At 62.4% G+C, this 20836-nt stretch carries 17 protein-coding genes and 1 pseudogene; 4 read left to right on the top strand and 14 right to left on the bottom strand.

All coding sequences use genetic code 11. From position 1 onward, the window contains the following. A complete protein-coding gene (locus tag X566_RS03985) occupies positions 1-903 on the top strand; it encodes an SDR family oxidoreductase (RefSeq protein ID WP_034463684.1) in 903 nt (300 codons plus the stop codon). A gap of 87 nt (positions 904-990) precedes the next feature. On the opposite strand, the gene X566_RS03980 is transcribed toward X566_RS03985, so the two are convergent. Then, on the bottom strand, positions 991-1890 hold the full coding sequence (locus tag X566_RS03980) for a LysR family transcriptional regulator (RefSeq protein ID WP_034463683.1): 900 nt from the start codon (positions 1888-1890) through the stop codon (positions 991-993). Positions 1891-2001: 111 nt separating this feature from the next. Here X566_RS03980 and X566_RS03975 point away from each other — a divergent pair, with 111 nt between their 5' ends. The 3 genes from X566_RS03975 to mmsB are packed head-to-tail and all read left to right on the top strand — an operon-like array spanning position 2002 to position 5574. Beyond that, positions 2002-3498, top strand: coding sequence for a CoA-acylating methylmalonate-semialdehyde dehydrogenase (locus X566_RS03975; protein WP_034463680.1), 1497 nt, complete (start codon positions 2002-2004; stop codon positions 3496-3498). 12 nt (positions 3499-3510) lie between these two features. After that, positions 3511-4650, top strand: coding sequence for an acyl-CoA dehydrogenase family protein (locus X566_RS03970; protein WP_034463677.1), 1140 nt, complete (start codon positions 3511-3513; stop codon positions 4648-4650). 36 nt (positions 4651-4686) lie between these two features. Next, positions 4687-5574, top strand: a complete 888-nt coding sequence (gene mmsB, locus X566_RS03965) for a 3-hydroxyisobutyrate dehydrogenase (protein ID WP_034463674.1) — start codon at positions 4687-4689, stop codon at positions 5572-5574. Between the two features lie 15 nt (positions 5575-5589). Here mmsB and X566_RS03960 read toward each other — a convergent pair whose 3' ends face one another. From X566_RS03960 to X566_RS03900, 13 genes and pseudogenes are all read right to left on the bottom strand, one after another. Then, positions 5590-6717 carry an ABC transporter ATP-binding protein gene (locus X566_RS03960; protein WP_081740044.1) on the bottom strand — a complete coding sequence of 376 codons (1128 nt, stop codon included), beginning with the start codon at positions 6715-6717 and terminating at the stop codon, positions 5590-5592. Beyond that, a complete protein-coding gene (locus tag X566_RS03955) occupies positions 6714-8423 on the bottom strand; it encodes an iron ABC transporter permease (protein WP_034463672.1) in 1710 nt (569 codons plus the stop codon). The genes X566_RS03960 and X566_RS03955 overlap by 4 nt, the downstream gene beginning before the upstream one ends. Positions 8424-8476: 53 nt before the next feature. After that, a pseudogene (locus tag X566_RS03950) lies at positions 8477-9785 on the bottom strand (ABC transporter substrate-binding protein). 161 nt (positions 9786-9946) lie between these two features. Further along, positions 9947-10567 carry a 2-hydroxychromene-2-carboxylate isomerase gene (locus X566_RS03945; RefSeq protein WP_034463670.1) on the bottom strand — a complete coding sequence of 207 codons (621 nt, stop codon included), beginning with the start codon at positions 10565-10567 and terminating at the stop codon, positions 9947-9949. A gap of 33 nt (positions 10568-10600) precedes the next feature. Next, positions 10601-12208 (bottom strand): acyl-CoA carboxylase subunit beta, encoded by a 1608-nt coding sequence (locus X566_RS03940; protein ID WP_034463669.1) that lies wholly within the window; start codon positions 12206-12208, stop codon positions 10601-10603. A gap of 4 nt (positions 12209-12212) precedes the next feature. Beyond that, positions 12213-12716 carry a biotin/lipoyl-containing protein gene (locus X566_RS23835; RefSeq protein ID WP_193786188.1) on the bottom strand — a complete coding sequence of 168 codons (504 nt, stop codon included), beginning with the start codon at positions 12714-12716 and terminating at the stop codon, positions 12213-12215. Positions 12717-12718: 2 nt separating this feature from the next. Beyond that, positions 12719-14203 (bottom strand): acetyl/propionyl/methylcrotonyl-CoA carboxylase subunit alpha, encoded by a 1485-nt coding sequence (locus tag X566_RS03930; protein WP_034463667.1) that lies wholly within the window; start codon positions 14201-14203, stop codon positions 12719-12721. 60 nt (positions 14204-14263) lie between these two features. Beyond that, positions 14264-15433: an ABC transporter substrate-binding protein gene (locus X566_RS03925; RefSeq protein WP_081740042.1), complete on the bottom strand. Its 1170-nt coding sequence runs from the start codon at positions 15431-15433 to the stop codon at positions 14264-14266. Positions 15434-15463: 30 nt separating this feature from the next. Beyond that, positions 15464-16510 (bottom strand): branched-chain amino acid ABC transporter permease, encoded by a 1047-nt coding sequence (locus tag X566_RS03920; RefSeq protein WP_034463665.1) that lies wholly within the window; start codon positions 16508-16510, stop codon positions 15464-15466. Position 16511: 1 nt separating this feature from the next. Beyond that, positions 16512-17384: a branched-chain amino acid ABC transporter permease gene (locus X566_RS03915; RefSeq protein ID WP_034463663.1), complete on the bottom strand. Its 873-nt coding sequence runs from the start codon at positions 17382-17384 to the stop codon at positions 16512-16514. After that, a complete protein-coding gene (locus X566_RS03910) occupies positions 17384-19240 on the bottom strand; it encodes a long-chain fatty acid--CoA ligase (protein WP_051443854.1) in 1857 nt (618 codons plus the stop codon). Before X566_RS03910 ends, X566_RS03915 begins: the two co-directional genes overlap by 1 nt. Continuing rightward, positions 19237-20013, bottom strand: a complete 777-nt coding sequence (locus X566_RS03905; protein WP_034467782.1) for an ABC transporter ATP-binding protein — start codon at positions 20011-20013, stop codon at positions 19237-19239. Before X566_RS03905 ends, X566_RS03910 begins: the two co-directional genes overlap by 4 nt. Continuing rightward, the gene (locus X566_RS03900) at positions 20010-20810 is read right to left on the bottom strand and encodes an ABC transporter ATP-binding protein (RefSeq protein WP_034463660.1); all 801 of its coding nucleotides are present in this window, start codon (positions 20808-20810) and stop codon (positions 20010-20012) included. Before X566_RS03900 ends, X566_RS03905 begins: the two co-directional genes overlap by 4 nt. Positions 20811-20836 lie beyond the last annotated feature (26 nt).

The raw sequence follows: 20836 nt of genomic DNA, 5'->3' as shown, positions 1-20836 counted from the left end.
ATGGGACAATTGTGCAAGGGGCGGGTGGCGATCGTCACCGGCGGCGGCCGCGGACTTGGGCGCGAGTACGCGCTGATGCTGGCAGAGCAAGGCGCCAGGGTCGTCGTCAACGACCTGGGCAGCAGCCAGTCGGGCGAAGGGCACGATCTTTCGCCAGCGCAAGAGGTGGTCAATGCGATCAAGGCGGCCGGCGGCGAGGCGATCGTCAACGGCAATGACGTCAGCGACTGGGCCGGCGCCAAAGCGATGATCGACGAGGCGATCAGCACCTTCGGCAGTCTCGATATCCTGATCAACAACGCCGGCATCTTGCGCGATCGCATGATGGTCAATATGACCGAGGCGGAGTGGGATGCCGTCATCAAGGTGCATTTAAAAGGCACGTTCGCGCCGTCGCATCACGCGGCGCAGTATTGGCGGCAGCAGGCGAAGGCGCGCGGTGCGCCGGTCAACGCGCGCCTGATCAACACGTCGTCGGCGTCGGGCATTTTCGGCAATGTCGGGCAGACGAACTATGGTGCGGCCAAGGCCGGTATCGCGGCATTCACGATCATCAGTGCGATGGAGCTGAAGCAATACGGCATCACAGTGAATGCCATCGCGCCGCGGGCCCAGACCCGCATGACCGAAGGTCTGCGGCAGCGGACCGAGGAGGAAATCCAACGCCGCGATCCGCGTTGGGTCGCGCCCATCGTGGTGTGGCTCGCCAGCGAGGAATCGGTCGATGTCACGGGCCGGGTGTTCGAGGCGGGTGACGGCATCCTGAAGGTGGCGGAAGGCTGGCACGCCGGGCCGGGGATCGAGCCGGTGGAGGATCCGAACGAACTGGGGCCGAAGATCGCCGCGTTGATGAAACAGGCCCGACCGAATGCGGATATGTGGGGGCGGGACATCCAATCCTGATAGCCAGCTTTGGAAAGTCGCGCTCGCCGCGCTGGATTTATTCCATCTGTGGCGAGCGCGTCTTCTTGGGCTCACTCAAATTGGCCCTCATTCAAAGAGGGTTCGCTCGCTCTCGACCTGTCCAATGATGAACTCGCTGACGGTGCGCACGCGGGCAAGGTTGCGGATGTCGGTATGGACGACCAGCCAGAAGCTGCGAATGAGTTCGATGGTTTCGGGAAGAATGCATTCGAGCTCAGGGTGAGCGCGGGCCATGAAGGTCGGTAGAATACAGATGCCGGCTCCCGCCAGCGTCATTTCAAGCTGTGCGACCAGGGTCGAGCTCTTCAGCAAAGCCCTTGCGTCCTTGGCGGCTAGCCGCAGGTAGTCGAGCTCGGGTGTGTAGAGCAAGTCGTCGACGTATCCGATGAACCGGTGTTGACTGAGAGCGGCAAGAGTGTCGATGCGCGGGTGTCGCCGCAGGTAAGCGGAAGCTGCGTACATCTTCAGGCGATAGTCGGTCAGCTTGTAGCCATGCAGCCGCTTCTCCTTCGGTCTGCTGAGGCCGATCGCGATGTCCGCCTCACGCTTGGACAGGCTGAACACCCTGGGCAGGGCCACGAGCTGCACCTCGAGGTTGGGGTGCGTTTCGGTCAGCCGGCCGATGCGGGGCGCGAGGAAGAATGAACCAAAGCCATCTGGCGCGCCGATCCGTACGGTGCCTGAGAGGCTGAGGTCGGTATCGGCGAGATGGCTCTGCGATGTGAGGGCGATTGCCTCCATTTCCTCCGCTGAGGGGAAAAGCTTTTCACCGGCGGGCGTGAGCTTGTAGCCACCAGGCTCCCTGTCGAACAACCGTGCCCCCAGCGCCGTTTCGAGCGCGGCCAGACGACGGCTGACTGTCGAATGTTCGACCTTGAGCCGTTGGGCGGCGGAGGTTAGTTTTCCGCTGCGCGCAATGGCCAGGAAATAACGTAGATCGGACCATTCGAAGGCGTGTTTTGGCATGTGAATTGTCGCACAAGGACTGTGCAATTATAGCAGTTGCCGTGCAAAAACAAACGCGCAATATCCAAGCAAACATCCAACGAGACTGAGCGGTATAAGCGGAGGAACACCATGCGCGAGATTGGTCATCTGATTGGCGGGAAGGCGGTTGGCGGGAGTTCCGGCCGGTTCGCGGAGGTGTTCAACCCGGATACGGGCGAGGTGCGGGCAAAGGTGGCCTTGGCCTCGCGCAGCGAAGTCGAACAGGCGATTGCCAATGCCGAAGCCGCGCAGCCGGCCTGGGCTGCGACCAATCCGCAGCGCCGCGCCCGCGTGCTGTTCAAGTTCCTGGAGCTGATTGCCAAGGAGACCGATTCGCTGGCGGCGATGCTGTCGTCGGAGCATGGCAAGACCCTCCCCGACGCCAAGGGCGACATCCAGCGCGGCGTCGAGGTGGTGGAGTTCGCCTGCGGCATCCCGCATCTGCTGAAGGGCGAATACACGGAAGGCGCGGGTCCCGCGATCGATCTCTACTCGATGCGCCAGCCGCTCGGCGTGGTTGCCGGCATCACGCCGTTCAATTTCCCAGCGATGATCCCGATGTGGAAGTTCGCGCCTGCGATCGCTTGCGGCAATGCCTTCATCCTCAAGCCCTCGGAGCGGGATCCGTCGGTGCCGATGCGGCTCGCCGAACTGATGCTGGAGGCGGGCCTGCCGCCGGGCATCCTCAACGTGGTCAACGGCGACAAGGAAGCGGTGGACACGCTTCTGACCGACGCCCGCGTCAAGGCGATCGGCTTCGTCGGCTCGACGCCGATCGCCGCCTACATCTATGCGACCGGCACCGCGCACGGCAAACGGGTGCAGTGCTTCGGCGGTGCCAAGAACCACATGATCGTGATGCCGGATGCGGACCTCGACCAGGCGGTCGATGCGCTGGTCGGCGCGGGCTACGGCTCGGCGGGCGAGCGATGCATGGCGATCTCGGTGGCAGTGCCGGTGGGCAAGACCACTGCGGATCGGCTGATCGAGAAGCTCGTGCCGCGGGTGGAGGCGCTGAAGATCGGTCCCTCGACCGATACCCAGGCCGACTATGGCCCGATGGTGACCCGAGCGGCGGTGGAGCGGGTCAGAGAGTATGTCGATATCGGCGTCAAGGAAGGCGCCAAGCTGTTGGTCGATGGTCGCGGCTTCAAGATGCAGGGCTATGAGAATGGCTTCTTCATGGGCGGCTGTCTGTTCGACAATGTCACGCCGACGATGCGCATCTATCAGGAGGAGATCTTCGGCCCGGTGTTGTCGGTCGTGCGAGCGCAGACTTACGAGGACGCGCTGCGGCTGCCGTCGGAGCATGCATATGGCAACGGCGTGTCGATCTTCACCCGCGACGGCGATACCGCGCGCGACTTCACCAACCGGGTGCAGGTCGGCATGGTGGGCGTGAACTTCGCGATCCCGGTGCCGCTCGCCTATCATACCTTCGGCGGTTGGAAGGCCTCCGGCTTCGGCGATCTCAACCAGCATGGTCCGGATTCGATCCGCTTCTACACCAAGACCAAGACCGTCACCTCGCGCTGGCCCTCCGGCATCAAGGACGGCGCAGAGTTCGTTATCCCGACGATGCGGTGATCGGTTACGCCGATGGATTTCCATCTGACCGAAGAGCAGCGTGCGTTCCAGGAGAGTGCACGCGCCTTCGCGCGCGAGGAGATGATGCCGCATGCGAAGGCCTGGGATGAGGCGTCCACCTTTCCGGTGGAGACGTTGCGAAAGGCGGCAGCACTGGGATTCGGCGGCATCTATGTGCGCGAGGATGTCGGCGGCTCGGCGCTGACACGGCTGGATGCTGCGCTGATTTTCGAAGAGTTGGCGCAGGGCTGCACATCGACAGCGGCCTACATCTCCATCCACAACATGGCGGCGTGGATGATCGATACTTACGGCAGCGATGCTCTGCGGCGTCGCCTGCTGCCGAAGCTCTGCAGCATGGAGCACTTCGCCAGCTACTGCCTCACCGAGCCGGGAGCTGGTTCGGATGCGGCGAGCCTTGTGACGAAGGCTGAACGGGATGGCGACCATTACGTGGTCAATGGCGCGAAGGCCTTCATTTCCGGCGGCGGGCGGTCCGACATCTATGTGGTGATGGCGCGTACCGGCGGCCCCGGACCGAAGGGCATTTCCTGTCTCGTGATCGAGAACGGCACGCCCGGCCTGAGCTTCGGCGCACAGGAGAAGAAGCTCGGCTGGAAATCGCAACCGACGGCGGCGCTGATCTTCGAAAATTGCCGCGTGCCGGTCAGCAACCGTGTCGGTGAAGAGGGCGAGGGCTTCAAGATCGCGATGGCGGGGCTCGACGGCGGACGGCTGAACATCGCCGCCTGTTCGCTCGGCGGAGCGCAATTCTGCCTCGACCGGACCCTCGACTACATGCGTGAGCGCAAGCAATTCGGTACGCGGTTGGCGGATCTTCAGGCGTTGCAGTTCCGGGTCGCCGATTATGCCACTGAGCTGGAGGTTGCACGGCTGATGTTGCGGCGGGCGGCCTGCGCCGTCGGCGATAAGGAGGCCGGCGCCACCCAGCTCGCAGCGATGGCGAAGCGTTTTGCGACCGACGCCGGTTTCGAGATCGTCAACGGGTGCCTGCAACTGCACGGCGGCTATGGCTATCTGCAGGATCACCCGATCGAACGCGTGCTGCGCGACGTGCGCGTGCACCAAATCCTTGAGGGCAGCAACGAAATCATGCGGTTGATCATCAGCCGCAATATCCTGGCGTCCTGACGGACAGTCACACACCATTGCGGGGAGGATTGGATAATGGCGCGGATCGGATTCATCGGACTCGGCAACATGGGTTTGCCGATGGCGCAGAACCTCATCAAGGCGGGTCACGAGCTGCAGGGGTTCGACATCTTCCCGGCCTCGGTTGACAGGCTCGTGGCTGCCGGCGGCAAGGCTGCCGCCGATGCCGGCGCAGCGCTAAAGGGGGCGGACGTTCTCATCACCATGCTGCCGTCCGGCAAGGAGGCACGGGAAATCTACCTTGGCCCCAAGGGGCTCATTGCGCAGGCCGCGACCGGAACGTTGCTGATCGATTGCTCGACCATCGATGTCGCGAGCGCACGCGCGGTCGCGGCTGCTGCCGCCGAACGCGGCCTGGAAATGCTGGATGCGCCGGTGTCGGGGGGAGTCGGCGGCGCGCAGGGCGCGACGCTCACCTTCATGGTCGGCGGCAGCGACCAGGCATTCGCGCGGGCGAAGCCCTACCTTGAGGTTATGGGTAAGACCATCGTGCATGCGGGCGGTTCCGGCAACGGACAAGCCGCCAAGATCTGCAACAACATGGTGCTGGGCATTTCCATGATCGCGGTTTCCGAAGCGTTCGTGCTGGCGGAGAAGCTCGGGCTCGATCACCAGAAACTGTTCGACATCGCGTCGAAATCGTCGGGACAGTGCTGGTCGCTGACGACCTATTGCCCGGTACCGGGGCCGGTGCCGACTTCGCCTGCAAACCGGGATTATCAGGCGGGCTTCACCGCAGCGATGATGCTGAAGGATCTCAAGCTGGCGCAGGATGCGGCCCGCGAATCCGGTGCATCGACACCGCTCGGTGCGGAAGCTGCGATGCTCTACAATCTGTTTGTCGGGCAGGGAGCGGGCGCAAAGGATTTCTCCGGCGTCGTCAATTTCCTGCGCGGAGCATAAGCAAGCGCTCGCACGTCATGCTGCGAGCCAGTGGATCGAACCGGTCGCGATCGATACCGTGACCGGTTGGCCGAGCGCATAGAGTGCATCGCCGGCGCGAAACGGCATGTCGGCTAGGATTTCCGCGCTCCCCAAGCGAACGCCATAGCGCACGCTCGCGCCGAGAAACTCACGATAGCTGATAACACCGGAGATTCCGGCGTTCGGGACCGGAGCGTCGGCAAGAAGCGTGACGTCCTGCGGCCGGAAGACCATGCGCGCGCCTTCCGGGATCGCGGCATCCGGTGCAATCGGGATTCTGAGACCGTGGCCGGCGTCGAATGCACGCTGCGAGCCGGCGCCCTGCGGCCTGCCGGCGAGGATGTTGGCGGTGCCGAGAAAGTTGGCGACGAACAGGTTGGCTGGAGCTTCGTAAAGCTCGGTCGGCGGGCCGACCTGCTGGATTTCACCCGCATTCATGACCGCGACCCGGTCGCAGATGGTGTTCGCTTCTTCCTGATCGTGCGTGACGAGGATGGTCGTCAGGCCGAGGCGCTGCTGCAGGTCGCGTAGTTCGCGGCGGACTTGTATGCGTAGCTTGGCATCGAGATTCGACAGAGGTTCGTCCAACAGCAGGATTTTCGGCTCGACAGCGATGGTACGGGCCAATGCGACGCGTTGCTGCTGGCCGCCTGAGAGCTGGGAGGGCCGACGATCGGCAAGCCTGGTGAGGCCCACGAGATCGAGCGCAGCAGTGACTCGCCGGGTCACTTCCGCGCGCGGCACGCGCCGCTCCTCGAGGCCGAATGCGACGTTACGCGCGACCGATAGGTGCGGCCAGAGCGCGTACGATTGGAACACCATGCCGACGTCGCGCTTCCAGGGCGGCAGATGGGAGATGTCCTTGCCGCCGACGATCACGCGGCCGCTGTCGGCTTCGGCAAAGCCTGCGATCAGGCGCAGCAGGGTGGTCTTGCCGCAGCCGGACGGGCCGAGCAGGGCGAAGAATTCCCCAGGGGCGACGCTGAGATCGATGCTGTTGAGAACGCGGTTGTCGCCGTAGGCGAGGCTGACTCCCTCGATGCGCAGATCGATCGCCTTAAGGTCGATGTTCGGCGCGGTGCCAACCGTGTCGCGCCGTGCCGAGTGCGATATCGCCGTCATGAGATGCCAGCCTTGATGGTGCGGTCGCGTTCGACCAGGTATTGCGAGAGCACGGTGCATGCGGCAACCAGGATCACGGCGATGACGCCGAGAGCTGCGCCAGGACCGCGTCCGGCCGGAGACTGCATGAAGACATACAGTCCATACGCCAGCGGCGCGTCGGCATTGGCCTGGACCAGCATCAGCGTCGCTGAAAGTTCGACGGCGGCGGTGGCGAAGCTGGTGACGAAACCTGCGACCAATCCTCCGGTCATCAGCGGTACGACAATGCGACGGACGGTGCGGACCTTCGTCGCGCCGAGGTTCTCGGCGGCTTCTTCCAGCGAGACGGAAATCTGCTGGAGGGCCGCGAAGCAGGCACGGAGCGCGTATGGCAGGCGGCGAACCGCGAGTGCCAGAACGATCACGATCCAGAGGGAGGCGACCGGCGTGCCGTCCCAGAGCTGCACGCCGTAATAGGTGCGGAGATAGCCGATGCCGAGCACGATCCCGGGAATTGCGAGCGACGCGGAGGCGATCCAGTCGAGCCATGTCCGGCCGATCAGTTTCGTCCGCAGGACCAGATAGGCGATCGCCGTGCCGATGATGATGTCGATCAATCCTGCAAGCGAGGCATAGATCAACGTATTCTTGATATAGAGCGAGCTCTCGCTGAACACCCGACCGTAATGCGCCAACGTGTAGGCGTCCGGCAGGGGAGAGAACGACCAGATGGTTGCGAACGACAGAAGCAGCAGGCCGATGTGCGGAGCCAGCACCAGAAGCAGAACCAGCGCGACCACCGCATAGGCGACGGCGGCTTCCCACGGGCGCAGGGTGCGTCGGGCGAGGCCGCCACCGCCTCGCTGCACGGTGGCATAATCGACGTTGCGGGTCGCCAGCGACGACACCCACATCGCCGCGACCGAGGTTACGATCAGGACCACGGAGATGACATAGCCCATCGGATCGGCAATCCCGATCGAGGTGACGCGCAGATAGGCCTGTGGGGCCAACATGTCCTTGACGTTCAAAAGCAGCGGCGTCGCCAGGTCGTCAAAGACCTTGACGAAGACCAGCGAAGCTCCGGCGATATAGCCAGGCATGGCGAGGGGAAAGACAATGCGGCGGAACAGGCGGAATCCATTCGCGCCGAGGTTCTGCGCCGCCTCCTCCATCGAGCGATCGATATTGCGAAGGGCCGCCGACAGATTGATCAAAATGAACGGAAAATAGTGCAGCGACTGCACGAAGATGACGCCGTTCAGCCCTTCCATGAAAGGAATCTTGATCCCGATCCAATCATCCAGCAGGAGATTGAACGTGCCGTTGCGACCAAACAGAAGCTGCATGGCCACTGCGCCGACGAACGGCGGCATGATCAGCGGCAGAAATCCGAGCACCTGAATAGTAGCCGCGCCTTTGAATGCGAACCGCGTCGTGATGTAAGCGAGTGGCAGCGCGAGAAGCGAGGCGCAGATGACGGCGGCCGCGGAAACGTAAAGCGAATTCCAGAATGCGCGCACGAACAGATCGGTGCGCGCGAAATCCAGGAAATTGACCAGGGTGAAGGCGCCCGTGCCCTTCTCGGTAAAGGCGACCCAGATCACGGTCGCGACCGGCCATACCAGGAACAGCACGAGGAACGTCAGGATGCCAAGGGCTAGAGCGATTTCACCCCATTTGATCCGTGCGCCAGCCGCAGGTGCGATCGAGAGCGATGTCATACCGCTGCGATCCTACGGATAGGGCCGCGTGCGAGTCAAACGATCCGGCATCGCTATCGGATGAGTTTCAGCGCATCCTCTGCCTTGGTCTTGGCTTGTGCATAGTTGGTCTTGGCGAAGGAGGCCCATTTCTGCTCGAGTTCGGCCTGACGTGCGCCCTTCTCCTTCGTGCCGGTGAATGCGCCGGCGGTTTCGCTGGCGGAAGCATCGGCCTCCGTGATCGGCATGGCGGAAACCAGTGTGCGCGCTTCGGTCAGCAGTCTTTGCGCCTCTGGATGGGGCTTCTTTGCGAGCGCCGCCTCCGCCGTCTGGATAGTCTTCGTCGCCTGCTTCAAATCGGCAAGTTGGAATGTGATGATCTGGTCGAACAGAGCGTCGACGATGTTGGTGCGAACTTCCGACTTCTTGACGTCGAACTTCACCATGCTGTTCAGACGCGGATCCTTGAACGGATTCGGATAACCGGCCGGAGCCTTGTCATAGATCGCAGGGTTCACGGGCAGGCGGCGAATGCTGGGATCGAACAGCATCTGCTGCCCGGCGGGTGACAGCAGGAATTCGACGAAAGCCTCCGCGCCGGCCTTGTTCGGTGCGTTGGCAACGATGCCGACATTGGCGGGAACGATGGTCGTGACCGATGGGTAGACGAACTTCACGGGGAATCCAGAGGCCTGGGAGGCGAACGCGAAGAAGTCGATGACGATGCCGTAGCCGACCTGGCCCGAGTTGACCGCCTCCGGCACGCCGAACGACCGTTCGGTGACATCGCGGAAATTTCCGGCCACGGCCTTGATCGTAGCCCAACCCTTATCCCAGCCTTCACCCTGAAGGATCGTTTCGATGGTCAGGTGAGTCGTGCCGGATCGGGAGGGAGCTGCGATGGAGACATGGTCGAAGTAGGCAGCGCCCGCCAGATCCTGCCACTCCTTCGGCTCCTGGAGCTTGTTCGCCTTGACGTAGCGCTCCCGAGGCGGCGAAGCCGAAATAGTAGCCTTGCGGATCGTTGATCGGGAATTGACCGATGGTTTCCGGAATGCCCGTTGCCTTCGGCTTGTAAGCCTGCAGCAGCGATTTTCCCTTCAGCACTTCGAAGGCGTCGGGCGCCGAGGCCCAGAACAAGTCTACCTGATTGTTGGCTTTTGTCTCTTCGAGATACTTCACGCCCGAGTTGGTGTTGCGGTTCTGAACGTCGAGCGTGACGCCGGGGACGGCGGCTTCGAACGCTTTCTTGATCGGATCGGTCAAATCCTTTGAGTAGGATGTCACGACGCTGATCTTGCCGGAGGGGCTCTGGGCCATCGCCATCGATGATGCGAACAGCAGAGCTAGGATTGCGGACGTCCAACGCAGGTGTTTCAGCATCGATTCCTCCGGCCTTGCATGCGTCTACCCCGACGAAAATCGGGTACGGAGCGCCATGGTTTCTTGTCTGATAGATAACATCAGACTGTCGCCGGCAAAAAGCCGAAATTGACCGTCTTCCGTCTCGGAGAAGGTCAGTCAGCAGACGGCCGAAACGGTCGTCAGCTTTCAGCCGACACCCGTTGACGGAGCCACCAGTCCATATGCGGAAGCCGGTCTGCGCCGAAGAACGGCTCGTTGTCGATCACGACGAATGGAGAACCGATCATGCCCTTCACCGTGGCGGCCTCCACAGCGGCGCGCAAGGCCGCCTTGGCGCCGTCGCCGGACGCAGCCGCAAGGATGTCGCCGCCCTTGAGGCCAAGCTTGTCTGCGACGTCAGCCATGACCTCGGGATGGGTGATGTCACGATCATGCACATAATGCGCTTGCAGCGTCGCGTATCCAAAGCGCCTCGCCATCGCCGGATCGGCGCGTTCGATTGCGTAGAACATCCGTGCTGGCAGCGGCGAGACGGCGGGAAATGCAGTCGGATGTTTGTACGTTACGCCGTAAACCTGTGCGGAACGCAGCATGTCGTGAAGCAGATATGTGCGCTTGGCGGGAGCCTCCATCGGCGGTGGCAGGCCCTGGGTCTTGAAAACAGCGAATAGCAGAATCGGCCGCCATGTCACTTCGCGGCCATGTCGTGTGGCGAGATCGTTGAGGCCATCGGCGATCAGCCAGGCAAATGGCGAGGCGAAGTCGAAGTAGAACTCGATCGGGGCTGCCGCTTGCGTCACGATATCTCTCCGGCCGTGCGCGCCGCGATCCGGCTACATCCGGAATACACCGAAGCGCGGTGCTTCGATCGGCGCATTTAGCGTGACCGACAGCGCAATGCCAAGAGCGTTGCGGGTATCGACCGGATCGAGAATGCCGTCGTCCCACAGCTGCGATGTCGAGTAGTAGGCGCTGGATTGCCGCTTATATTCGTCGAGGATCGGCTCACGGATCGCGGCGATCTCCGCCGATCCGAGCTTTTCGCCCGCGCGCTGGAGCTGCTTGATCTTGATATCGGCGAGCACATTGGCAGCCTGTTCGGCGCCCATGACCGAAATCTGGTGTTGCGGCCAGGTGAACAGGAAGCGGGAGTCGAAGGCACGGCCGGACATGCCGTAGTTGCCGGCGCCGAACGAGCCATTGACCATAACCGTGATCTTCGGGACGTCGGAGCCCGCGACCGCCATGATCATCTTGGCGCCGTCCTTGGTGATGCCGCGATGCTCGTACTCCCGGCCCACCATGTAGCCGGTGATGTTCTGCAGGAACAGCATCGGTGTGCGGTTCTGGTTGCAGAGTTGCATGAAATGAGCCCCCTTCAGCGACGAGTCGTTGAAGAGCACGCCGTTGTTGGCGAGGATGCCGACCTTGTAGCCCCAGACGTGGGCGTAGCCGCAGACCAGCGTGGTGCCATATGCGGGTTGGTATTCATGGAAGCGGCTGCCATCGACGATGCGGGCGATCACCTCGCGCATGTCGAACTGCACCTTGATGTCGCGCGGGATGATTCCGTACAGCTCCTGCGGATCGTAGTGCGGAGGTTCAGGGTCGATCCGCTCGATCGCGAACTTCTCGCGCCTGCGGAACTGGGCGACGATCTCGCGGGCGATGGCGATTGCCTGTTGCTCGTTGGCGGCAGGGTAGTCGGCCGTGCCGGAGATGCGCGTGTGAACGTCGGCGCCGCCGAGATCTTCGACCGTCACGATCTCACCCGTGGCCGCCTTCACCAATGGCGGGCCGCCAAGAAAGATCGCGCCGGTGCCGCGCACGATCACATTGTATTCGCTCAGCGCCGGGATGTAGGCGCCCCCGGCCGTGCAGTGGCCCATCACCAGCGCCACCTGCGGGATGCCCATTTTCGAGAGGATCGCCTGGTTCCGGAAGATGCGGCCAGCGTAATAGCGGTCGGCGAACAGCTCGGCCTGGGCAGGTAGGAAGCCGCCGGCGCTGTCGCAGATATGGATGACGGGCAGCCGGTTCTCGATGGCGATGTCCAGCGTGCGGACCATCTTCTTGATCGTCAGCGGATACCAGGCGCCGCCTTTGACACTCGCGTCGTCGGCGCGAATGATGACTTCGCGGCCGGCGACGATGCCGATGCCGCTGACATTGCCGGCTCCCGGCACGTCTCCATCGTAGTCCATGTTGGCGGCGAGGGTGGACAGTTCGAGGAAGGGCGTGCCTGGATCGAGCAGCATCTCGATGCGGTCGCGCACGAACATCTTGTTCTGCCGCGACAGCCGTTCGAGGTCTCGCTGCGGTCGCTCCAGGCGGGCGCGGTGCTGGCGGGTGCGCAGCTCGGCGACGACGGTCTCGTTGTGCGCTACGTTGGCGCGGAATTCATCGGAATGGATATCGAGTTTGGTTTCGATTCTGCGCATCGCGTCAGCTCTTTGTCTCGGGCGCGAACGTGACGAGCGCTGCCGAGCGCTCGAAGGTGCGGCCTTCGGAGACGTGAACCGTCTCGACGGTGCCGTCGCGCCAGGCCTTAATCGCGGTTTCGAGTTTCATGCTCTCGATCACCATCAGCGTGTCGCCGCGGGTGACCTGTGCGCCGGGCGCAACATGCACGGCAATGACGACGCCCGGCATCGGCGCGACGGCGGTGTCCTCGGCAGAGGTGCCGTGATCGCCCGCGTAAAGATCAATCGGTTCGAGATAGCGAAGCTCGTAATGCTGGCCGTCGAGATGGACGTGCAGCGTATTGCCATCGACTGCGATCAGCGCATCGGCGGCGGCTCCATCGAGTATGAGGCGTTGGCCGCCGTCGCCGTCCGGCGTCGCGGCGACGACATGCTGCGAACCGCCGATATCCAGAGTGTATCGGCCGGCATTCCCGCCGAGCCAGAGGGTGTAAACATCGTCGTTGAATTTGAAAGTGTGTTGCATGATCAGTTCCGCCATCCGCCGATGGCGGCGTGCAGGGCTGGAATGGCGTCCGCGGCATCGCGTACGGGGCGGGTGTTCAGGGCCGCGGCGGCGAGCAGCCGCGTGACGATTGCTGACGATGGCGCTGGCTCCGTAGCAAGGCTCGGATTGGCGTCGAGAAAGCCGGTATGCACTTCGCCCGCTCCAAATGCCGGGTGATTGACGAGACGGCGCAGGAAGGATGCGTTGGTCTCGCAGCCGAGCAAGGCGAAGCGGGCCAGCGCCGTGTCGGCCCGCGCGATGGCTTGATGACGATCGGTGCCGTGTACGATCAGTTTCGCCAGCATCGGATCGAAGGCCGACGTGATCTGCTGGCCCTGTACGATCCCGCTGTCGATGCGGATCCCGTCGCCGGCGGGCCACCGCAGAGCAAGGGCCCTGCCGGTGGTCGGTGCAAACCCCCGCGACGGACTTTCCGCATACAGGCGAAACTCGATGGCGTGGCCCGATACGAAGATGTCGTCCTGTGTAAAACTTAGCTTTTGCCCCGCTGCGATACGAAGCTGTTCGCGCACGAGATCAATGCCGGTCACCATTTCCGTCACGGGGTGCTCGACCTGAAGGCGGGTATTCATCTCCAGGAAATAGAACTCACCCTTGCCATAGATGAACTCAATGGTGCCTGCGTTGCGATAGTTGGCCGCCTGGGCGATGCCTGCGGCGGTTTCGCAGATGGTTTTCCGTTGTGCATCACTTAAGGCCGGTGATGGAGTCTCTTCGACGATCTTCTGAAATCGCCGTTGCACCGAGCATTCGCGCTCGAACAAATGGACGACATGGCCATGTGCGTCGCCGAGCACCTGCACCTCGATATGGCGCGGCTGCTCGATGTATTTCTCCACATAGAGCCGGCCGTCACCGAAGTAGCGTTCGCCTTCGCTGCGGGCGCGCGCAATCTCCTCGTTCAGGGCGGCAGGATCGCGAACGATGCGCATACCCTTGCCGCCGCCGCCTGCGGAGGGTTTGATCAGCAGCGGAAATCCCACCTTGCGCGCACGTTCGGCAAAATTGCTCGGGTCGTCGTCCTCGATTGCCGATGGCGCGACGGGAAAGCCATGCTTGGCGACAAAGGCGCGGGCGCGGATCTTGTCGCCCATCAGTTCGATGGCGTCCACCGTGGGGCCGACAAAGGCGATGTCTGCCTTGGCGACCGCACGCGCGAAATCGGCATTTTCCGATAGGAAGCCATAACCCGGATGGATCGCTTCGGCGCCAGTCGTCTTTGCAGCCGCTATGATCTGCTCGGCATCGAGATAGGCCGCGACCGGGCTGCGTCCCTTGATCTCAATAGCTTGATCGGCCATGCGGACCGCAGGGCTTGCGGCATCCACCGCGTGATAGACCACGATGCCCTCGATGCCGAGTTCGCGTAACGTGCGCAGGATACGTACGGCGATCTCGCCTCGGTTGGCGATGAGAACGCGGCGGAAGGGCGGTTTGTCTGTCATCGATCGATAGCCGTCAATTCACGAAAGCGGGCGCCCGTACACAAGCGCCCGGAGTTGGTGTCAGTACTGAACGAAGTCGGTCAGCGACTTGAAGGTCTTCTTCTCGAGATCGAGCTGATAGACTTTGACCGCTGTGCCCGAGAGCTGCTTCGGATTGTCGAAGCTGATCGGCGCCATCAGGCCGGCGGTATCGAAGTTCTTTATTTTCCGCAGTTGCTCCACCGTACAGGCGCGGGTCAGTGCCTTGCCACAACCTTCCATCGCCTTGGCGATCACCTTGAGGCCGGCATAGCCGAGCACGGTGTAGCGGTTGTAACCCTTCAGTTCGTCTTCGGAGACGTATTTCTTGGCCTGCTCGATGAATTTGTCATTGGCCGGTTCGTTCAATGCGACGTAGTCGCTGACGAGATAGGGGTATCCGGCGGGCGCCGAGAGATTGACCGACGGCGGCATATCCTCACTCCAAACCGCCGCGACCTGGAGGGGCATATTCAGCTTCCGAGCCTCGCTCAGGATATTCGCAGCGCCTGCAATGATCGCGCCATTGACGAGCACGTTGACGCCGGCATCGCGAAGCTGCGCGACCTCGGCGGCGAAGTTGGTCTGGCCGCGCTTGTATTTTAGACGGATCGCATCCTTCAGCTTGAATTGCTTGATGGCGCGATCGTAGCCTTCTTCGACCGCCGCACCGAAGTCGTCGTCTTGCCGGATCAGGCCGTAGACGGCATTGGCGGGCTGGATCTTCTCATGGATATGCTTGACCTGTGCGAAGAACGCATCCTGATAGGTCGCGCCGACGGTAAAAACGGTCGGGCGAACGGGGGTGTAGACCAGCTCGTTCGGCGTGGTGGTGACGACCGTCGGCAGGTTGTTGTCGGTGATCAGCGGCATCATCGCGAGAATGTTGGCGGAGCCGGAGGTGCCATTGAGCGCGAAAATCTTGTCGACCTCGACCAGCTTCTTCAGCGCCTGGAACGACCGCGAAGGCACATAGCCGTCGTCCTCCGTTGCCATCACGATCTTGCGGCCGTGGATGCCGCCCGCAGCGTTGATTTCCGCGGCAGCGATCTTGGAGCCGAGCGAGACGGCGCGGCCAATGAAGGACGCCGGGCCGGTCAGAATGTTGACGTCGCCGATCTTGATCTCAGTATCGGTGACGCCGGGATCGGCTGCCAAAGCCGCGCCCGACAGCATCAGTAAGCCTACGCTGGATGCCAGTATCCGATTCATTGTCTCTCTCCCTGTCCTTGTTGATTGTCGTCAGTGCGCGAGCGGCCAGTTGCTCCAATATTTGCGGGTGTCCCGCCACAGGCCGATCAGTCCATCCGGCTTGAAGCGCAGGAAGGCGACGATCACCACGCCATAGGCGATACCGCGGATCTCGTAGACATAGGTGGTGTAGGTCGTTGAGTTCGGATCACCGAAGGTGGCGAAGGCGATGCGGATCGCCTCCGGCAGGAGCGTCAGGAAGATCGCACCGAGGATCGCACCGGCGATCGAGCCGAGTCCGCCGAGGATGATCATCGCCAGCGCCTCGATCGACAGGATCAAGCTAAAAACGTCAACATTCACGAAGCGGATCTGGAGCGAGAGCAGCGCGCCAGCGATGCCGACGAAGAACGACGAGATCATGAAGGCAAGCAACTTGTAGCGCACGAGGTCGATGCCCATAGCGCGGGCGGCGATGTCGTGATCGCGGATGGCAATCCAGGCGCGGCCGATGCGGGTGCGCGCGAGATTGAGCGCTGCCAGCACGGTCAGGACGGTGATCGCCAGAACGAAGTAGAACAGGTGGCTGTCCTTGGCGAGATCGAAGCCGAATACGAATACTTTGGGTAGGAAAATGCCATTCGGTCCGTGGGTCAGCTTCTCTGCATAGAGAATGACGTGGTTAACGATGAAGGCAAAAGCGAGTGTGGTGATGGCGAGATACAGCCCCTTCAGCCGCAAGGATGGAATTCCGACAAGCAGGCTGAGCAGGGCTGCGATCAATCCAGCCGCCGGTAACGAGAACCAGACCGGCCAGTGATAGTCGGCGAGCAGGATGCCGTTGGCATAAGCGCCGATCGCGAGAAATCCCGATTGTCCAACCGAGATCAGCCCAGTCATTCCGGTGAGAAGGTTGAGGCCGACCGCGCCGACAATGGCGACCATCGCCGCGGTCGCGATCGTGAGAGCGTAGTTGCCGGCAGTAAGCGGCATCAGCAGCAGGATGACGCCGAGCATGCCGATCGCGGTCCATACCAGCGCGCTGTCTGTGAGCGCGGTCAGTTCGGCGTAAGATCGTTTGAAGCTTCCGGTTCTCATCTCACACCCGCTCGATCTCACGTTCGCCGAACAGACCGTAAGGACGGACCATCAGCACGATGACGATGACGGCGAAACCAGCGATCTCACGCAGACCTTGGCCGAGATAGCCTTGCGCCAGGTTCTCGATGACGCCGATCACGAGGCCGCCGATGGCTGCGCCAACGATCGAATCGAGGCCGCCGAGGATCACGGCGGGGAACGACTTCAACCCCTGGAACCACATGTCGGGGCCGAGCTTGAAGTTGGCCGCGAACAGGACGCCGGCAACGGCGGCGATGGCCGACGACAGCACCCAAGCAAGGCTGTGGATGCGGTTGACGGCGATGCCCATCAGCATCGCCGCCTTCTCGTTGGCAGCAACCGCGCGCATGGCGATGCCGTAGCGGCTGAAGCGCAGGAAGGCCCAGGCGGCGGCAACCAGCACGGCGAGCGCGGCCATCGCAGCGAGCTGTGCGGGATAGAACGGCAACGGACCGATGCGGATGGCGTCGCGCGGCAGGCCGATCGGGAAGTCGAACGGGTCCGGCCCCCAGATCATGATGGTGACGCCGCGCAGGATGACGGCCAGCCCAATCGTTACCATGACGATGGCGAACGGTGGTTCGCCGAGCATTGGCCGGATGAAGACGCGCTCGAGCCCGAGGCCAATCAGCATGGCGACGGGGATCGTCACGGCCATCAGCGCAAGGAATGGCAGGTTCAGCGAACTTGCAATCGTGAACGCGATGTATGCGGTCAGCATCACGAGTTCGCCTTGGGCGAAGTTCACGACGCCGGTCGCCTTGTAGATGACCGCGAACCCCATCGCGATCATGCCGTAGGCGGCACCCGAAACGAGACCGGAGGCAACTAGCAGGGCGAGGAATTCCATCAGGCCGCGCTCCCGTAAATGGCTTTGATTTCGACGGCGAACTTCTCGTCGATCACGCGGCGGCGGATCTTCATCGTCGCGGTCAGCTCGCCGTCGTCATGATCCAGCTCCTTGGACAGGATGACAAACTTGCGGATGTTCTCAACGCGGGCGAAGCGTGCATTCACCTTGTCGACCTCGATTTGGATCAGGTCGGAGACTTCGGTGTGTTCGGCGAGATTGCGATAGGTGGTGTAGGGCAGGCGCTGCTGCTGCGCCCATTGACCCACTGTATCGTAGTCGATCTGAATAAGGGCGGCGAGGAACTTGCGGCCATCGCCGAGCAGGATCGCTTCGCGGATATAAAGAGAGTCCTTCAGTGCGTTCTCGATCAGCGAGGGGGTGATGTTCTTGCCGCCGGAAGTGATGATGATGTCCTTCTTGCGGTCGTAGACGGTGACCTCCCCATCGCTCTCGAATTTGACGATGTCGCCGGTATGCAGCCAGCCGTCCTGCAGCGCGCGAGCACTGGCGGCATCGTCGAACAGGTAGCCAGCGAACACGGATGGACCCCGCAACAGCAGTTCGCCGTCGTCGGCAAGCTTCTGTTCGAGACCCTCGATCAGCAGGCCGGAGCTGCCGGAAAGCGTGAAGCCTGGCTGCTGCATGTGGGTGACGCCGCCGGCTTCGGTCATGCCGTAGATCTGATACACCGGGACGCCAAGTACCCAAAAGAACATAAGCACCGTCGGTGACACCGTCGCGCCACCGCAAAAGCCGTTGCGCACACGATCAAGGCCGAGAAAACATTGCAGGCTGCGATAGCAGACGAGCCATAGCAGAAAGAACGTTATACGATCGCCGATGCTCGCGAGCCGCCCGCCGTTTTCGAGGCGGCGTTCGGCGATTGGTGTGCCGAGCCGCATGCAGGTCTCATACACGCGTCGCTGCAGCGGGCGAGCGTCCTTGATGCGGTACTGCACGCTCTGCTGCATCTTCTCCCAGATGCGTGGCACGCCGAGAAAGCCGAGTGGGGCGATCTCGCGCAGGTTCGTGACCACGGTATCCACGGACTCGGCGAAGGAAACGACGCATCCGGTCAACAGATGCATGAGCGTGGAAAAGCTGCGCTCCGCGACATGACATAGTGGCAGATAGCAGACGACGGAATAAGTCGATGCGGAAAGACCTGCGGTCTCGACCACCTTCGACGCCGGATACAGCATGTTGCGATGGGTCAGCATCGCGCCTTTCGGCATGCCGGTGGTGCCGGAGGTATAGACGATCACGGCCACATCGCCGGATTTGCCGGCGGTGAGAGCCTGATCGACCAATGGTCCATAATCGGCTTCGTGCTTGGCGCCGAGTTCCAGCAACGCCGCGAACGACATCAGGTTGTTCTGGCGATAATGCCGCATGCCTTTCATATCGACGCAGACCAGACGAACGAGATCGGGTAGGCCGCCCTCGTTGCGCTGGGCATCGATCACCTTGTCGGTCTGCTCCTGATCGCCGCAGATGACGATTTTGGCCTGGGAATGGCGGACGATGTACTGCAACTCGGGCCAGGGATTGGTCGGATAGATGCCGAGACAAGCCCCACCCAGCATCTGCGCGGCCATGTCGGCGTATAACCACTCCGGAGTGTTCTCGCTCGCCACCGCCAGCCGATCGCCGGCGCGGAAGCCCAGCGCATAGAGGCCGATAGCGCATCGGCGTGCGTTGGCGAAATATTGCTGCCACGATGTTTCGCGCCAGATGCCGCGGTCCTTCTCGCGCAATGCGAGTTGATCGGGGTGGGCGTCGGCGCGACGCTTCAGCACCTGTGGCATGCTCAGCGCGGCGAGCGTTGCAGGCGAGAGGTCGAGCGTCGTCATGCTGCCGACCTCCTGGCGCCGAGATAGGCGTCGATCACCGCCGGATTGGCGGAGACGTCCGCCGGCGTGCCATCGGCGATCTTGGCGCCGTAGTTCATCACGCAGACATGATCGGAGATATCCATGACGATCCCCATATCGTGCTCGACCATCAGCACGGTGAGGCCGAGCTCGTCCTTCAGGTCGAGGATGAAGCGGGCGATGTCCTCGCGTTCTTCCTGATTCATGCCGGATACCATTTCATCGAGTAGCAACAGCCGAGGCTGGATCGCCAGGGCCCGGCCGAGTTCGACGCGCTTCTGCAGGCCGTAGGAGAGGGTGCCGACTGGCTGGTCACGGATGTCCTCGATCTCCAGGAATTCGATGATCTCCTCGGCGCGTTCCCGCGCGGCGATTTCCTCGCGACGTGCGCGACCGAAGAACACGGCCGCCGAGAACGGATCGGTCTTCAGGTGCGTATGCATGCCGACCAGCAGATTGTTGACCACGGTCTCGTGCTTGAACACCGCCAGGTTCTGGAAGGTACGGGCGATGCCGAGCTTGGCGAGCGCATAGGTCGGCAGCCGGGTGATCTCGGCGCCATCAAACAACACGCGGCCGCCGGAGGGTTTGAAGATGGCACTGATGAGATTGAAGACCGTGGTCTTGCCGGCGCCGTTCGGGCCGATCAAGCTGCAGATGCTGCCTTGCTCGACGGCGAAGCTGACGTCGGAGACGGCTTTGATGCCACCGAAGCTCTTGGAAAGGTTTTCCAGCTTGAGGAGTGCGGTCATGACAGCCACCGCTTGCGGCGCTTGTAGTGCTTGACGTCGCGCATGCTCTTGCGTTCGCCGGCGTCACCGAACCCGAGGTAGAACTCCTGCACGTCGAGATTGGCCTGCAGCCGTGCGGATGGCCCGTCGAGGACGATGCGGCCGTTCTCCATGATGTAGCCGTAGCTGGCGACCGAGAGCGCAAGCTGAGCATTTTGTTCGACCAGCAGCACCGTGAGCTTCTGCTCGGTGTTGAGGCGTACGATGGTATCGAAGATGCCGTCGACGATCTGCGGCGCGAGACCGAGCGACGGCTCGTCTAGCATCAGGATGCGCGGCTGTGCCATAAGCGCGCGGCCGATCGCCACCATCTGCTGCTCGCCACCGGAGAGATAGCCCGAGATCTGGTTGCGCCGCTCCTTCACGCGGGGAAACAGGTCGTAAACACGGGCCAGTGCGTTACGCACCTCGCCGCGATCGCGGGTGTAGCCGCCCATCAGCAGGTTTTCTTCCACGGTCAACGTGGCGAACAGCGCGCGGCCTTCCGGCACCTGCACCAGCCCGCGCGAAACGATCCGATCCGCCGACCAGCGGCTGATGTCTTGGCCGTCCAGCCGCACGATACCGCCGCGGATTTCACCGTCCTCGCGGTCGAGTACGCCCGAGATCGCCTTCAGCACGGTGGACTTGCCGGCACCGTTCGAACCAAGCAGGGCGACGATTGCGCCCTCGCTGATATCGATGGAGATGTCGCGCAACGCTTCGATGGCGCGATCGTAGAAGACCTGGATGTTGGCAAGCGTGAGGATGGACGCCATCGTCTCAGCCTTCGGTTGTGTGGTCG

The sequence above is a fragment of the Afipia sp. P52-10 genome (assembly GCF_000516555.1).
Lineage (GTDB): Bacteria > Pseudomonadota > Alphaproteobacteria > Rhizobiales > Xanthobacteraceae > P52-10.
Note: the sequence above shows the minus strand (reverse complement) of the source record. Positions and strands in the feature narration are given on the sequence as shown.